We start from the raw sequence: 16201 nt of genomic DNA, 5'->3' as shown, positions 1-16201 counted from the left end.
AAATAACCCCTCTCCTTGCGGAAGAGGGGTTTTGTATTACTTCGCCAGAACTTCCTGAGCGGTGCGCTCAACCAGAGACAGCAGGATTTTAATATCTTCCAGCGTCACGGTTGGGTTCAACAGCGTCAGCTTCAGGCAAGTGACACCGTTATGCTCAGTCACGCCGACGTTTGCACGGCCGGATTCCAGCAGCGCATCACCAATTTTCTGGTTCAGCAGGGCGATACCCGCTTCATCGGTCTGCACCTGTCCGCGGAAGCGGAACAGTACGCTTGCCAGCTGCGGTTGCATAACCAGTTCCAGAGCAGGCTGCTCTTGCACATAAGCCGCAACCTGCTGTGCCAGCGTCACGCCGTGATCGATGATCGCTGCGTATTGCTCCTGACCCAGCGCTTCCAGGCTCATCCACAGCTTCAGCGCGTCGAAACGGCGCGTGGTCTGCAGCGATTTGGACACCAGGTTAGGCACGCCCGCTTCTTCGTCGAACTCAGAGTTCAGGTAAGCCGCCTGATAGCGCATCAGTTCATAGTGGCGTGCTTCTTTCAGCAGGAAAGCACCGCAGCTGATGGTCTGGAAGAACTGCTTGTGGAAGTCCAGAGTAACGGAATCCACCAGTTCAATGCCGTCCAGGTAGTGACGATACTGCTCAGACATCAGCAGCGCGCCGCCCCATGCCGCATCAACGTGTACCCAGATATTCTGCTTCGCCGCCAGCTCAGCAATGGCACGCAGAGGGTCAATAGCACCGGCATCGGTGGTCCCTGCTGTCGCGACAATCGCCAGGATCTGTTCGCCATTCGCGTTGCACTGTTCGATTTTCGCCGCCAGATCGGTCAGATCCATGCGCGAGAATTCGTCCGTTTTCACCTGCACCACGGACTGGTAGCCCAGACCCATCAGCGCCATGTTTTTCTGTACGGAGAAGTGCGCGTTTTCTGAGCACAGTACGCGGATCTTACGCAGATCGCCCGTCAGGCCTTCCTGCTGAACGGAGTGGCCCTGACGCGCGAAGAACGCATCACGAGCCAGCATCAGACCCATCAGGTTGCTCTGGGTGCCACCGCTGGTGAAGACACCTGCGTCGCCAGCCTGATAACCCACGCGGGTACGCAGCCATTCGATCAGTTTGATCTCAATGATGGTTGCGGACGGGCTTTGATCCCAGGAGTCCATACTCTGGTTAGTGGCGTTGATCAGCACTTCTGCCGCCTGGCTTACGACCAGGCTTGGGCAGTGCAGGTGCGCCACACACTGTGGGTGATGAACGGACAAACTGTCTTTCAGGAAGAACTCCACGGCGCGTTCAATTGCCGCTTCGTTGCCCAGCCCTTTCGGGTTGAAATCCAGCTTAATACGGTCGCGCAGTTCCGCGACCGTTTTGCCCTGGTACATCTCAGGCTGTTTCAGCCACTGCATCACGGCCTGAGTGCTTTGTTCAATCGCCTGCTGGTAAGCTTCAATGCTCTGTGCAGAGGAGAACAAAATTGGGTTTGAATCTGACATCGTGTTCAACTACTCCGGTTACGCCGGGCGAACGCCCGCAGCAAGCAGTGCCTGCTCGAATTTATCCAGGAAGATTTTCAGCTCTTCATCGCTGATCAGCAGGGAAGGCAGCAGACGCAGAACGATACCGTTGCGACCACCACGCTCCAGAATCAGACCGGCTTCGAAGCACTTCTTCTGAATCAGGGCAGACAGCTCGCCATCACCCGGGAAGCAACCCATGTGGTCAGCAGCTTCGTTTGGCTTAACGATCTCGATACCGATCATCATGCCCAGACCGCGAACGTGGCCGATTACCGGATAGCGCTTCGCCATCTCTTTCAGCTGGCCTTTCAGCCATTCGCCCTGTGCGGCTACTTTGCCTGCGATGTTCTGATCTTTCAGGATTTTCAGCGTGGTCAGACCGGTTGCCATCGCCAGCTGGTTGCCGCGGAAGGTACCGGTGTGGTGACCTGGAGCCCATGCATCGAACTGCTTTTTGATACCGAGCACAGCCAGTGGCAGACCGCCACCTACAGCTTTAGACATCACGATGATGTCTGGCTCGATGCCAGCGTGTTCGAAGGCGAAGAATTTACCGGTACGCGCAAAGCCAGCCTGCACTTCGTCGAGGATCAGCAGAATGCCGTGTTCCTGAGTCACTTTGCGGATACGCTGCAGCCACTCAACTGGAGCCGGGTTCACGCCGCCTTCACCCTGAACGGCTTCCAGAATGACGGCTGCAGGTTTGCGCACGCCACTTTCCACGTCGTTAATCAGGTTTTCGAAGTAGTAGGTCAGCGCTTTCACGCCCGCTTCACCACCGATACCCAGCGGGCAACGGTATTCGTGCGGGTAAGGCATGAACTGTACTTCTGGCATCATACCGTCAACCGCTTCTTTCGGAGACAGGTTGCCGGTCACGGACAGTGCGCCGTGGGTCATACCGTGGTAACCACCAGAGAAGCTGATGATACCGCTACGGCCGGTGACTTTTTTCGCCAGTTTCAGCGCCGCTTCCACGGCGTCAGCACCGGATGGACCGGTGAACTGCAGGCAGTACTCTTTGCCCTGACCTGGCAGCAGAGAGAGCAGGTATTCTGAAAACGCGTCTTTCAGAGGCGTAGTCAGATCCAGGGTATGTAACGGCAAGCCGCTGGTAATGACATTTTGGATGCTTTTCAGCACATCAGGATGGTTATGGCCAAGCGCAAGGGTCCCTGCGCCTGCTAAACAGTCAAGGTATTCTTTATTATCTGCATCGGTGATCCACACGCCTTCTGCTTTAGTGATGGCTAAAGGCAGTTTGCGCGGATAACTCCTGACGTTAGATTCAAACTCGGCCTGACGGGCCAGATAGGTTTCGTTGCTTTTGTGGGCATCTACGGTGTCAATACGGACTTTATCCGTCATCATATCACTCCTACAACCGCCGCTTCGTTATGAGCCACGATTGAATAAAAAGTTAAAAAACAGATGGGGGCCTGAAAAAAACGCCGCCAATATAGAGCCTTTTGCCACGGGGCTCAATGGTTAATTTGTTTACTGTTTTGTGACATGGGGCACAGGGGAGGGAATATCCCTCTTTTCTGAAAGAAAATTGCACTTTATTACAAAGTAAAACAGCCGGTTATGTGCAGTCGGCCTGGAGTATAAAAGCAGAAAAAAGAGTGTGACAAATCGTGCCATTCGCTGACATAAAAGAAGGTATACGACCTCCTTGCCACCATGATATGCAAAAATCCCTGGTCTCTATAGATGCGCAACGGAATCGCGCATTAAAAATGGACTTTCAACACGCGTTGTTTCCCGATGGTTTTCACCGTTAATAATATGCAGGGCACTCAGACGTCCAATTTCATAATGTGGCAGTTGAACCGTTGAAAGAGGGGGGAGAAAGAGTTCTCCAATGCCCACCATATTGTCATAACCGATAACCGCAATATCTTGTGGGATGCGAAGCCCTTGAGCCAGTAGCGTCTGGTACACCATCAATGCGATACGATCGTTGCCGCAGATAACGGAGTCGAATCGGGGAATGCCGTTCTGAATGTGCGCCAGCAAAACTGACGGAATGTCACGATAGTGCTCGTCCCCGAACGCCATATAGCTATGTTCCAGACTGTTCGGGTCGAGCCCAGCTTCATGGCATGCACGTTCCAGCCCCTGACGGCGTCGGGTTGTGGCCAGATGGTCCACGGGTAAATGCAGGCACAGGGGCTGTCGATAACCCTCGGCGAGTAACGCATGCACGGCAGTGTACTGTCCCTGTTCATCATCAGGGATGTAGCTGGCAACTTTTTCATTGATACTTTCGCAGTTAGCCAGCACGCAGGGAAGGGTGAGGAGTTTGGCCGGGAGAGGAACCTGACGTAACCCCATGGTGGTGTAGATAATCCCGTCAGGCCGATGAGAGAGGAGAAGGTCGACAATGGCGTCCGGGTTGTCATCGGTAAACATATTCATCACGAAGCTGTTCCAGCCGTGCATCCGGGCCGTCTCTTCAATGGACAGCGTAATCTCTACCGAGAAAGGTGTCGTCACCGTATCGAGCGCCAGTACGCCTATGGTTTTAGGCGAGGCATGCGCACCGCGTATTTTCTTGGCGGACAGGTCAGGCACGTAGCTGGTCTGCTCGATAGCCAACTGAACGCGCGCCAGCGTTTCCGGTTTAAGGCGCTCCGGGCTGTTAAGCGCCCGGGAAACCGTCATCAGCGATACGTTAGCCAGCTTTGCGACGTCCTTCAGGGAAGCCATTTTCTTACTCCGTTAGTGCTCTGTGTGAGAGGGTATACAACTAAGTCGCTGATGTAAAAGGAAGGCTGATGCCCAGGCCTGGTCATGCTTAGCTCTGTGATGAATATTTGATCGCGATCTCATTCTTTTAATGTTAACGTTAACTTTCGTGATTAACATCTTAAATCTTAGCCAAACAGCATGAGAAAGAAATGATGTTAACGTTACCATTGAGTCATTACTCCAACATGAGAATGTCATGATGAAAACGCATCACTCTCACAGCTACCCTTTACTGAGCGCATTACTGTTTTTCTTTTTTGTCACCTGGTCATCTTCAGGCTCGTTGCTCTCCATCTGGCTTCATCAGGAAGTGGGCTTAAAAGCGGGGGATACCGGCGTTATCTATGCCGTGCTTTCCGTCTCCGCACTTTTTGCTCAAATCTGCTATGGATTCATTCAGGACAAACTCGGTCTGCGTAAAAACCTGCTCTGGTTTCTGACTTGTCTGCTCATTCTTTCTGGTCCGGCTTTTTTGCTATTTGGTTATCTGCTGCAGGTTAACGTTTTACTCGGCAGCATTTTCGGCGGGATATATATCGGCCTGACGTTTAACGGCGGAATAGGGGTACTGGAGTCCTATACCGAGCGCGTGGCCCGCCAGAGCCAGTTTGAGTTCGGCAAGGCGAGGATGTGGGGATCGCTTGGCTGGGCGGCGGCAACTTTTTTTGCGGGGCTCCTGTTTAACATTAACCCGAAGCTGAACTTCGCGGTGGCGAGCTGCGCCGGGCTGGTGTTTTTTGTGTTGCTGGCTCGTCTCAGGGTCTCTTCCGCCCCGCACGCCATGCAGGAGGCGGTGTCCGGCGGTAAGGTCACGCTGGAAGACGCCTTGCGGCTGCTGACGCTGCCGCGCTTCTGGGCGCTGGTGTTTTTCGTTATCGGCACCTGTATTTATGGCGTTTACGACCAGCAGTTCCCGGTCTATTTCTCCTCCCAGTTCCCGACGTTGCAGGAAGGGAACGCCATGTACGGCTATCTCAACTCCTTCCAGGTGTTCCTTGAGGCGGCTGGTATGTTTTGTGCCCCGTGGCTGGTGAATCGCCTTGGCGCGAAGAATGGTCTGATTTTCGCGGGAATGGTGATGGCGATGCGTATGGTGGCATCGGGTCTGGTTGAGGGGCCGGTATTGATCTCCATTACCAAGCTATTACACGCTGTTGAGCTGCCCGTGTTGTTGGTCTCAATCTTTAAATACAACAGTTTGCATTTTGATAAGCGGCTCTCTTCCACCCTCTATCTGGTGGGCTTTGCCTGTACAAGCTCGGTGATTGCCTCGGTCTTGTCGCCGCTGGCAGGCTACAGCTATGAGAAGTACGGCTTTGCCCAGTCCTATCTCATCATGGGGCTACTGGTATTCAGCACCACGTTTATCTCCATCTTCCTGTTGCGCTCGGGTAAGTCCTCTTCTGACCCGCTCATGCCGCAACCTTCAACCATCTGATCGAAAGAGTAAAGAAATGACGTATTCAATCACGAAAGCAGAACAGGAACTGCAGTCCAGACGTGAAGGGCTTAACCAGCGCTGGTATCCGCGTTACCACCTCGCTGCGCGCGCTGGCTGGATGAACGACCCGAATGGCCTGGTCTGGTTTGACGGCTGGTATCACGCTTTTTATCAACATCATCCATACTCGACCCAATGGGGTCCGATGCACTGGGGTCATGCGCGCAGCAAGGATTTAGTTCACTGGGAACATCTCCCGGTTGCACTGGCGCCGGAAGGGCCCGAAGACAAGGATGGCTGTTTTTCCGGATCGGCGGTTGTGGATGGCGATACGCTGGCGCTGATTTACACCGGACACAAATTCCACGGCGATCCCGACGAGGCTAATCTCTATCAGGTGCAGTGTCTGACAACCAGCCGTGATGGTGTCCATTTTGAGCGACAGGGAATGGTAGTTGATACACCACCTGGCCTGCATCACTTCCGCGATCCGAAAGTGTGGCGTGAAGGGGATAGCTGGTACATGGTTGTCGGTGCGCGGGATGGCGAGACGGGTCAGGTACGCGTTTATCGTTCTGCTGATCTGCACGAGTGGCTGGATATGGGCGTACTCGCGGTGGCGGAACAAGAGATGGGCTATATGTGGGAATGCCCGGACTTTTTCACTCTCAATGGCAAGCGCGTGCTGATGTTTTCGCCTCAGGGGCTGGTGGCTGAAGGCTACAAAAATCGTAATCTTTTCCAGAGCGGCTATCTGATAGGCGAGTGGCAGCCCGGTCAGCCCTTTGTGCGTGAAGGTGAGTTTGTGGAGATGGATCGCGGGCATGATTTCTATGCACCACAAAGTTTCCTGACACCTGATGGCCGCCGCATCGTCATTGGCTGGCTGGATATGTGGGAGTCCCCGCTGCCGGAACAGGAGGATGGTTGGGCTGGCATGCTCTCTTTACCGCGCGAGCTGACGCTGAGTGCGGATAACCGTCTGCAAATGCGGCCGGCCAAAGAAGTTGAAACCCTGCGCGGGGCGTGGTTCCCCTGGCCGATAAGTACGCTTAATAATCAGCAGATGACGCTGGTGGAACACTGCGAGGCGATGGAGGTCATTCTGCAGTGGGATTGTGCTAATAGCAGCGCGGAACAATACGGCATTCGTCTTGGAAGCGGGTTACGTGTTTATGTTGATGCGCAGATGCAGCGCCTGGTACTGGAGCGAGACTATCCACAGTATGGCCTGTGCGGTACCCGAAGCGTCGCGCTTAACCTGAATGACGCACTCAGTCTGCGCCTGTTCTTTGACTGCTCTTCCGTAGAAGTGTTTGTTAACGAGGGCGAGGCGTGCCTCAGCAGCCGCATATATCCTGATGCAGAATGCCGTGAGCTGGCATTGTTTGCCTGGACGGGGGGAGCGTCGCTTATACATGGCGGGGCGTGGCAGCTGGAGTAAAGCTTGACCGGGGGATACGGGTAGCCGGTCAGCTTAATTTAAAATAAAGCCCCATATTAATGGGGCTACTTAAATCCGGGATTGCATTGACCTGCCGATAACGTTGCGCCAGCCTTCGTATGCTCGGATGTAAGTAAGAGCAGCTTTAGCGGTGTACTAAAGGTTTACAGGATGTGAATTATTTATGGAAGTAAATAATATGCCGCTTACTTTTATGAGCATTACCTCAATTATTTAGAAATCTGTGAATTTACTACTTTATCATCTTCAACCATTAACGTAAGTGTATAACCTGTTTTATGCCATTTTCCGTTATTGGGTTTCCATCCCTTAGAGAGTAGGTACTCAGAAGCAGTAGAGATAGACATGTTCATCACATGATCTGCTTCATTGGCTTGAGTAGAAACTTTTTGTTTCGTTGAAGCTGTAGCGTTACATTTTCCTGTGGCCTCATCTACTTGCGTACAGCCAGAGTTAGCAAGTTCTTTTCGATGGTGCTCACTGATAGCGGCGGCGTTAAAAGCAGAAAAAGAAAGCAAAAAAAATATTAAAACTCTTTTCATGATAGATACCCGTATTAATTAATCATTATTATGGTGCTTGCCGCTGTTCTTTGCCCAAATACCAGTACCTGCAGCCGCATCACGCGCATTAGCATATGCGGCATTTTGAGCAGCATTATTAATCGAATCTTGTCTATTGTGCTCTACGGTGTAACAGGTATCACGACTTATCCCTTTCGCTTCACATTCAGCCATTCGTTGAGCAGGAGAAGAGCAAGCAGATAAGAAAGTCGCAATACTTGCAACTAATACTAAATTTACTAATTTCTTCATTACCATAACCTTAGATTAGAACGCTATCAACCGATATTAATTTAAATGCACTTATAGTGTTTAAAGCTATCTCTTCACATTCAGTTGCTTTTAGATTAAAATTACCCTCTTTAATTCTTCGCTTAACGACACCCCCGGTTTTATTGAAATCTTCTTTATTGTTAGATGCTTTCATTATCCCTAATGCAGCACATCCCGAAGAAGGCGATGAGTTACTATAAGTAGTGGGTTTTGGTCAGTTACCAGAAGTACATACAGTAATAACGCTAACCATAGCCAACAAATAAATATATGTTTTCAATATTGTTCATTCCTGTCTTGTGTGATTAAAGTAGAAACCTACTAAGCACCTCAGAATATACAGCTAAAATTATTCCACATAAACCCAATCCAGATACCTACTACAACCAAAATAAGATACAACACAACAGAAAGAAAAACATATTTTGCCATAATCGCTATCATCAGTATAATCAGACAGAGCCAGTCAGCTAAAATTCATGGTGTGATTTTGTTGCTTTACTATGGTTAGCTAATCTCTTCTTTTTAGTTGCAAATCAAGCTACCACCTGGAGTGGTGTAGCACGTTGAGCTATAAGATCTATCACCCTCATAAACATTAGTTTGATAGTTACCGTTAGGAAGTTTTGTAGTAGTGCTTTGCACCATATCATCCGTACTACCATCTCTTTCTCATTATATAGCCCCCATTTTGAGGGCTGGCAGGTCATTAATCAAAACCCGAAACCTACTCCGGCTCCGAGAGCGAAATCATTATTTGTGCTAGTTGATACACCCGTTTTAACCGTCGCGGCTCCCGCGTGGAAAGAAGCGCCTACGCTTACGGCTTGCTCGTCTTTAAAGCTACCTACGCCAGCAGAGAACATTACATTTTGACTTGCTTCAACTTGAGGCATAGAAGCAATCGCAATTGCACTCGCAGCGCCAGAACGGGCTTCTTTCTTATTACTGTCTACTTCATCGCGCAATGATTTGAATTGTGCGTTGGTGTTGGCTTGTTGCTGGCTAAACACTTTCTTAGCGTCTTGCAGATCTTGAGCCACGCCAGCAGCCTGGTTAGACGTTGAAGAGATAGCAGCAGTGTTAGCCGCTACTTTAGCTTGTGTAGCTGTGTCTACTTGTGTGATGGTGGTTGTTACACCGTTAGCCCCATCTTTCCCGTCTTTACCATTAGCACCAGTAGCGCCAGTGTCGCCCTTATCACCTTTTGCACCGTCTACGCCGTCTTTAGGCTTAGGCGCATTTTCAAGAGCAGATAAACGCCCATCTTGCTGAATGTTCTGATTCAGAAAAGCATGATTAACCTGATCTTGTGCATCTTTGTTTTGCGTGATCTCGCCTTGCAATTGCTGATCAGCAGTAACACGGTTTGCTGTTTCCTGGTTAGCGTTGCTATTGATGGTGTTAATCTCACCTTGCATATTAGCAACTTCCATTTTATCAGCCTTACCATTTTGAAGAGTGGTAATAGCTGAATCATGATCAACAGTCATTGTAGCAATTTTATCAAGGTCATAACCCGCGCCTTGTTGACCGATGATAGTGATCCCGTCAGTGTCGGAAGTAACAGGGAAAGCAGCGGCTTTAGCTGGTACTACAGCAGCGAACATAGAACCAAACACGATAACAGCCAGAGTAGTTTTAGCAGTAGTCTTAACGATAGTTTTCATTTAAAGCTCTCATCACATAAGTAAATAAGGTTATTTCGCTATCCAGGCGGGAAGATATAACACCCTGTTATATCTAGATGATTTCATGCGGCTTACGGCGATTTTTGTTTAATCACTTATTTCGTAACGTGTAGTAACTATCTTGTAATACATAAATTTGGATATTGACCTGGATCACTAAAAGCACTGAAAGCTAAAATGCCCTTACGCGAGTGATTTTAAATAAAACCAATAAATACATGTAGATATAAATCTCCTCGTTAAATCCAATGCATGCCAGGCTTTCATAAATACATTAATTATATTTATGTGTTTTGTCCGTAAAACGTATAAATCAAGCTCATTCAGTAAAGTTAATTAATATATTTGTGAAAGTTCCTTCTTTTCGAATTAATAGAAACTTTTGAATGAAGGGGGCTTTGACGTGGAGAAAAATATTTTTAATCGAGAATAAAACAGGGTTTTGATTGCTATAAATCAGTGATTGAATTGTTGTAAAAAATGATGTTTTTATTTCTCTTAATTAGAAAATTAGATTGATAGGATTACAAAAAAGATATTAAAGGCAGGTGCACCAACGAGTGACTGAGCGCAAAGCGATAGTAACGATAGAGGGAAAGGGGTAAAGGAACGGTTATGCGAGATACTAACAATAAGAATTTTATTGATTTCATGTGAGAGACAAATTGGGGTACAAGGTGAGGTACAGCGTGAAGAAAGGATAAACGTAAGTGCAAGCTTGCATCGCCAGGCTACATCCCCTAAGCTGGTAATTAATAAAGAAATGTAATCTACATGACTCGGGGTGCCCTTCTTTGTGAAGGCTGAGAAATACCCGTATTACCTGATCTGGATAATGCCAGCGTAGGGAAGTCAGATGCCTTCCCGGTCATCGCTTCTTCACGCAAGGCAGGAGCGAACCCATGCAGCCTGACCTGCTCGATTTACACGTTTTACATCAGTTCCGAACCCGTTCCCCGCTTACGCATTGTATGACTAACGACGTCGTACAGACCTTTACTGCCAACGTTCTGCTGGCGCTTGGCGCCTCTCCGGCGATGGTGATTGAGGCCGAAGAAGCTGAGCAGTTTGCCGCGATCGCCGATGCATTGCTGATAAACGTTGGCACGCTGACCTCACCGCGAGCGCAGGCGATGCGTCGGGCGATTGAGAGTGCGGTAGCTGCGGGTAAACCCTGGACGCTGGACCCGGTTGCCGTGGGCGCTCTAACGTTTCGCACCCGTTTTTGTCATCAAATCCTCGCCCTGAAACCCGCCGCCATTCGCGGCAATGCTTCTGAAATCCTTGCCCTTGCCGGGATGAGCGCCGGTGGTCGCGGCGTCGATACGACTGACACCACAGCCAGCGCGTTACCTGCTGCACAGGCGCTGGCTCGCCAGACCAATGCCATTGTGGTGGTCACCGGCGAGGTGGATTACATCACTGATGGACAACGAACCCGAACGGTTACCGGCGGCGATCCGCTAATGACGCGCGTCGTGGGAACCGGGTGCGCACTCTCTGCCGTTGTGGCGGCGAGTTGCTCACTGCCGGGCGACAGGCTGGATAACGTCTCCGCCGCGTGCGGGTTTATGAAACGAGCCGGAACGGCAGCCATTGCGCAGTCTCGTGGCCCGGGCAGTTTTGCCAGCGCGTTCCTGGATGCGCTCTACACCCTGGAGGAACTGGCATGAAACGCATTAACGCTCTGACCATTGCCGGCACCGATCCCAGCGGCGGTGCGGGTATCCAGGCAGATCTGAAAACCTTCTCGGCTCTTGGCGCGTACGGCTGCTCGGTCATTACCGCGCTGGTGGCGCAAAACACGCGTGGCGTGCAGTCGGTTTACCGTATTGAGCCAGATTTTGTTGCCGCGCAGCTGGATTCCGTATTCAGCGACGTGCGAATTGATACCACCAAGATCGGTATGCTGGCAGAGACAGATATTGTTGAAGCGGTGGCTGAGCGACTTAAACGTTATCAGGTACAAAACGTGGTGCTGGATACCGTGATGCTGGCAAAAAGCGGCGATCCATTGCTCTCCGCCTCCGCTGTTGAAACGCTGCGTAAAAAGCTGCTGCCGCAAGTGGCTCTCATCACGCCCAATCTGCCGGAGGCCGCGGCACTGTTGGGGGCAACACACGCGCGAAATGAACGGGAAATGAAAGAGCAGGGGAATGCGCTGCTGGCGATGGGCTGCGGGGCCGTGCTGATGAAAGGTGGTCATCTTGACGATGCCGAAAGCCCGGACTGGCTCTTCACCCGAGACGGCGAGCGGCGGTTCACGGCGCCACGCGTACACACTAAAAACACCCATGGTACTGGCTGTACGCTCTCTGCCGCGCTGGCGGCGCTACGTCCACGGCATGATAACTGGGCCGATACGGTGAGCGAAGCGAAAACCTGGCTCTCCGCCGCGCTGGCAAAAGCCGATACTCTGGAGGTGGGTCACGGTAATGGGCCGGTACACCATTTTCATGCCTGGTGGTAAGCCGTATACTGGCAGGATACACCACGCCTGAGAAAAACAGAGATGGAACAAGCGCATACCCGGTTAATCGATCAACTAAATGAACGGATCGCCGCGCCCGACAATACGCCGCTGTATCTGAAATTTGCCGAAACGGTAAAAAATGCGGTGCGCAGCGGGGTGCTGGAGCACGGCAATATTCTGCCCGGCGAGCGCGATCTGAGTCAGTTAACCGGTGTGTCGCGCATTACAGTGCGCAAAGCGATGCAGGCTCTGGAGTCCGAAGGGGTGGTGACGCGTGCCCGGGGTTACGGGACGCAAATTAACAACATCTTTGAATATTCGCTTAAAGAAGCGCGCGGTTTCTCTCAGCAGGTGGTACTACGCGGTAAAAAGCCCAATACGCTTTGGGTGAATAAACGCGTGGTGAAGTGTCCGGAAGAGGTCGCCAGCCAGCTGTCGGTGGAGCCGGAGAGCGAGGTCTTTCTCCTTAAGCGTATTCGCTATGTCGACGATGATGCGGTGTCGATTGAGGAGTCGTGGGTTCCGGTGGGGCTGATTCACGATCCGGATGCCATTGGTATCTCGCTGTACGACTATTTTCGCAGCCAGAACATCTTCCCGCAGCGTACCCGTTCACGGGTGAGCGCCCGTATGCCGGACAGCGAATTTCAGGCGCATATAAAGATGGATGACAAAATTCCGGTACTGGTGATCAAGCAGGTTGCACTTGACCAGCAGCACCGGCCGATTGAGTACAGCATCAGCTACTGTCGCAGCGACCTATACGTCTTTGTGTGCGAGGAGTAATTCCTCGAGAGTAGGGGCGCAATCACCGCCACGGTGGCTGACAACCCAGGCGGCTACCGCATTACCCAGCAGGACAGAGTCTGCAAGACTCCACCCCGCAGCCAGCCCGGCAAGCGTTCCGCCAGCATGACTGTCACCTGCCCCGATTGTGTCGACCACGGTGGCGGGAAACGCCGGAACAGAACCTGAGGCGTCACCGTCATGCCAGGTCGCACCGTCTTTGTCGTGGCGAATAATTAGCGCCGAGCCAAAACGCTGCTGCCACTGTGCCCCTAAGCGTGCAGGTGCCATATCAAATCGTTCAGCAGCAATCTGCGCCTCCTGGCGATTAAGCGAGACGATCGGTTTACAGGCCATAATTCGCGCCATTAGTGCGTCAGGAATATCGGCGATGCGTGGGCCAAAATCAATAAACGCGGCGATCGTCTGTAACCCTTCCAGCCAGGACGTCAGGAGCTCGCCGCACGGCGATGCCAGCTGATAACCGGAGAGATATACCAGACTCGCTGGCGGCACGTGAAGTGCTTCCAGCCAGCGCTGTTGCCACTGGTTTTCCACACCGCTAAATGACATAAAAGTGCGTTCACCATCCGGCTCTACCAGCGCCAGACACCAGCCGTTATCGCCGGTTTCGGCCTCGACGGCGCTGTGCAAATCCTGCTTCGCCATGGCGTTACGGATAATATCCGCCCAAACGCCATGGCCGACGGGCAGGGCGTTTTGCGCCGTAATGCCGAGCCGTTTAAGGGAGATGGCAATGTTCAGCGCACAGCCGCCGATATTGACGCCCTGCTGTTTAAGCTCGATATCACATCCGCGCCAGGGCAGGGCGTAGGCATCGGCGATAACGTCAATGACCGCTGCGCCCAGCACCGTCACCGGTCGTGTCGCGTGCAGTGTTTTAAGGCGTTGGGCAAAAGAATTCATACGCCCTCCCTTTGCTCCCGGTAGTGCAGCAGTTTCTCGCAATAGTGACCAAAATCAAGCTGGTTCACAGCGTCGAGTTCCTCTTTCAGCTGCGGATCAATAGCCTGCACCCCGTGGAGTGCGCCGCATATGGCCGTCGCCATCGCGCCAATGGTGTCCGTATCACCGCCCAGGTTGGCACATAAAATGGCACAGCGGTTCGGGTCGGTTCCTGCCAGTTCAACCATTGCAATGGCCGCCGGAACGGACTCGATGGTGCTGGTTCCAGCCCCGACGAGCTGATACACCTGCTCGCTGGCCGATTCTGTGCCGTTGGCTTCACGCACGGTTTTAAGCGCCAGCTCAATACGTGCTGCCAGCGACGCGCTGAAGGTGGTGGTTTTCACCTCCTGCGCATAGCGGGCGATACCCGGCAGGGCATCGACGATGTTCTGCCAGCGTTCGCCGTCGATGGCGCGAGAAACCGCCCAGGCAATCACCACCGCGCCGGCAATCGCGAGATCCGATTTATGGGTCGGACTGGAAGCCAGCGCCACCTGTTCAACAAAGTGTTCAAGACGCGTCGCCGGGAGCAGGCAGCCCAGCAGGGAGGCGCGCATCGCCGCCCCGTTAGTCACGCCGTTGTTTTCTAGTTCGCTAACCGGTTTCCCGTCGCGAATCGCGTTAAGCGCGATTTTGGAGGTCGGGCCGAGCACGTTTTTATTAAACGCGTCGAAATCGAGCGCCCAGTGCAGAATATGTTTGCCGATAACGTCTGCGCTAATCTCCCCATCGCATTCGATAATCGCATCCGCCAGACATAGTGCCATGGAGGTGTCATCGGTGAACTCGGCCTGTTTGAAATAGCAGGCCGCATTATTCTCTGCCGGGCCGGGTAAAAAGCGGTCGATCCAGCCAAAGTGCGCTTTGACACGCTTTCTCGGCCACAGCTCCGACGGCATCCCCATTGCATCCCCTAACGCCTGCCCGTAAAGGGCACCGAGAACACGTTCTTGTTTCATTTCACTTCCCCTTGTGTCAGCGCGGCATCGCCATCAACCACCTCAATTGCGGTGATCTCTTTATCCGATTCGCGGAAAAACAGCATAAACAGCACGGCGATCACGGCAATCATGATCCCTCCGAATGCCCACATTCCGGCCCAGTTGAAGGTCAGCCCGTTCACCGGCTCTTTGTATGCGAACATTTTTTCCATCATCACGCCGCCCAGACGGTAACCCAGCAGGCTACCAAAGCCCTGGCAGCACAGCGTAATCAGACCTTGTGCGGCGGTGCGCATATGCACCGGCGCTTTTTTATCCACATAGATATAGGCGGTCACATAATAGAAGTCGTAGCTCACGCCGTGCAGCAGAATGCCGAGGAACAGCAGGGCGTAAGTGAAGTACTGTTCCGCACCGCCGTAAACGAAGAAACCATAGCGGATAGCGGCGGTGATCAGGCCCAGCAGTAAGACCTTCTTAATACCAAAGCGTTTGGTGAAGAACGGCAGCGCCAGCATAAAGAATATTTCGGAGAACTGGCCCAGCGTCATCCAGCCGGTGGCGTTTTTCATCCCCACTTCGGTGAGATAGCCGTTAGCGAAGATGTAATAGAAGGCCAGCGGCATGGCGAACAGGAACGAGCAGAAGAAGAACACGAGGAAGTTTTTATCGCGCAGCAGGATTAACGCATCCAGCCCCAGCATCACTTTGAAATCCAGCTTGCCGGTGCTCTTCGGCGGGGTATTCGGCAGGAACAGGGCAAATACGCCGAGCAGGGCGGAGCTGGCTGCCGTCATCAACAGCGGAATATTGGTATCGGAAATATCGCTAAAGCCCAGCATCTGCGGCAGGAAACCGCACGCCAGACCGGAGGCAATCCAGCCAATCGTCCCCATCACGCGGATACGTGGGAAATCGGCCTCGACGTCGTCCACGTTGGCGAAGGCAATACTGTTAGTCAACGCGATAGTGGGCATATAGGTCAGAGAGTAAACCAGCAGCAGCGGGAAGAAGGTGCTGAACTGGGTTTGCTGTGCGGCGAAGTACATCAGAATGGCACCGGCAAACATCAGCACCGCCAGCACTTTCTGCGCGGCAAAGAAGCGGTCCGTCAGCGAGCCGACCAGAATAGGTGAGAGAATGGCGGCAATCGCTGTACAGGCGTAAGACCAGCCAATTTCTCCGGCGGTAAAACCGCTCTTGCTCAACCACAGCCACAGCGGCACAAACCACGCGCCCCAGATAAACCATTCAACAAACATCATGAACGACAGTTGGACTTTCGTTTTCATTTTTTAATCCTGCATGTCAGAGAGGG

General features: G+C 52.2%; 14 protein-coding genes and 1 riboswitch. Of the genes, 5 read left to right on the top strand and 9 right to left on the bottom strand.

The window, feature by feature from the left end; translation table 11 throughout:
- Nucleotides 1-36: 36 nt before the first annotated feature.
- The 3 genes from JGF26_RS07125 to JGF26_RS07115 form a co-directional block, all read right to left on the bottom strand.
- Nucleotides 37-1503, bottom strand: coding sequence for an aspartate aminotransferase family protein (locus tag JGF26_RS07125; RefSeq protein ID WP_134707748.1), 1467 nt, complete (start codon nt 1501-1503; stop codon nt 37-39).
- An 18-nt stretch (nt 1504-1521) separates the two neighbouring features.
- Nucleotides 1522-2898 (bottom strand): diaminobutyrate--2-oxoglutarate transaminase, encoded by a 1377-nt coding sequence (locus JGF26_RS07120; protein ID WP_028016338.1) that lies wholly within the window; start codon nt 2896-2898, stop codon nt 1522-1524.
- Nucleotides 2899-3234: 336 nt separating this feature from the next.
- Entirely contained in the window at nt 3235-4239 is a 1005-nt protein-coding gene (locus JGF26_RS07115) for a LacI family DNA-binding transcriptional regulator (RefSeq protein ID WP_049008229.1), read from the bottom strand.
- Nucleotides 4240-4477: 238 nt separating this feature from the next.
- On the opposite strand from JGF26_RS07115, the gene JGF26_RS07110 reads away from it, so the two are divergent.
- Both JGF26_RS07110 and JGF26_RS07105 read left to right on the top strand, forming a co-directional pair.
- Nucleotides 4478-5719, top strand: a complete 1242-nt coding sequence (locus tag JGF26_RS07110; protein ID WP_028016340.1) for an MFS transporter — start codon at nt 4478-4480, stop codon at nt 5717-5719.
- Between the two features lie 16 nt (nt 5720-5735).
- Nucleotides 5736-7166, top strand: a complete 1431-nt coding sequence (locus JGF26_RS07105) for a glycoside hydrolase family 32 protein (protein WP_134707749.1) — start codon at nt 5736-5738, stop codon at nt 7164-7166.
- A 230-nt stretch (nt 7167-7396) separates the two neighbouring features.
- Here the strand turns inward: JGF26_RS07105 and JGF26_RS07100 are convergent, their stop codons facing one another.
- The 3 genes from JGF26_RS07100 to JGF26_RS07090 all read right to left on the bottom strand — a co-directional run bounded on the left by JGF26_RS07100 (nt 7397) and on the right by JGF26_RS07090 (nt 9693).
- Nucleotides 7397-7729, bottom strand: a complete 333-nt coding sequence (locus JGF26_RS07100) for a hypothetical protein (RefSeq protein WP_134707750.1) — start codon at nt 7727-7729, stop codon at nt 7397-7399.
- 18 nt (nt 7730-7747) lie between these two features.
- On the bottom strand, nt 7748-8002 hold the full coding sequence (locus JGF26_RS07095) for a hypothetical protein (RefSeq protein WP_128347459.1): 255 nt from the start codon (nt 8000-8002) through the stop codon (nt 7748-7750).
- 734 nt (nt 8003-8736) lie between these two features.
- Nucleotides 8737-9693: a YadA-like family protein gene (locus JGF26_RS07090; RefSeq protein WP_053089361.1), complete on the bottom strand. Its 957-nt coding sequence runs from the start codon at nt 9691-9693 to the stop codon at nt 8737-8739.
- A 791-nt stretch (nt 9694-10484) separates the two neighbouring features.
- Nucleotides 10485-10581, top strand: a riboswitch (TPP riboswitch).
- Between the two features lie 35 nt (nt 10582-10616).
- On the opposite strand from JGF26_RS07090, the gene thiM reads away from it, so the two are divergent.
- From thiM to JGF26_RS07075, 3 genes are read left to right on the top strand one after another with little or no spacing between them, the layout of a single operon-like run.
- Entirely contained in the window at nt 10617-11387 is a 771-nt protein-coding gene (gene thiM / locus JGF26_RS07085; RefSeq protein ID WP_128347471.1) for a hydroxyethylthiazole kinase, read from the top strand.
- A complete protein-coding gene (gene thiD, locus JGF26_RS07080; RefSeq protein ID WP_128347472.1) occupies nt 11384-12184 on the top strand; it encodes a bifunctional hydroxymethylpyrimidine kinase/phosphomethylpyrimidine kinase in 801 nt (266 codons plus the stop codon). Before thiM ends, thiD begins: the two co-directional genes overlap by 4 nt.
- Before the next feature lie 42 nt (nt 12185-12226).
- Nucleotides 12227-12973, top strand: coding sequence for a GntR family transcriptional regulator (locus JGF26_RS07075; RefSeq protein ID WP_028016344.1), 747 nt, complete (start codon nt 12227-12229; stop codon nt 12971-12973).
- Here the strand turns inward: JGF26_RS07075 and JGF26_RS07070 are convergent.
- From JGF26_RS07070 to JGF26_RS07060, 3 genes are read right to left on the bottom strand one after another with little or no spacing between them, the layout of a single operon-like run.
- Nucleotides 12947-13900 (bottom strand): PfkB family carbohydrate kinase, encoded by a 954-nt coding sequence (locus JGF26_RS07070; RefSeq protein WP_134707751.1) that lies wholly within the window; start codon nt 13898-13900, stop codon nt 12947-12949. The genes JGF26_RS07075 and JGF26_RS07070 overlap by 27 nt on opposite strands.
- On the bottom strand, nt 13897-14901 hold the full coding sequence (locus JGF26_RS07065) for an ADP-ribosylglycohydrolase family protein (RefSeq protein WP_134707752.1): 1005 nt from the start codon (nt 14899-14901) through the stop codon (nt 13897-13899). Before JGF26_RS07065 ends, JGF26_RS07070 begins: the two co-directional genes overlap by 4 nt.
- A complete protein-coding gene (locus JGF26_RS07060; protein WP_028016347.1) occupies nt 14898-16175 on the bottom strand; it encodes a nucleoside permease in 1278 nt (425 codons plus the stop codon). The genes JGF26_RS07065 and JGF26_RS07060 overlap by 4 nt, the downstream gene beginning before the upstream one ends.
- Nucleotides 16176-16201 lie beyond the last annotated feature (26 nt).

Origin of the sequence: Enterobacter sp. E1, from assembly GCF_016809815.1 — a bacterium.
Lineage (GTDB): Bacteria > Pseudomonadota > Gammaproteobacteria > Enterobacterales > Enterobacteriaceae > Enterobacter > Enterobacter adelaidei.
The sequence above is the reverse complement of the archived record's forward strand: the minus strand, read 5'-3'. Positions and strand labels throughout refer to the sequence as shown.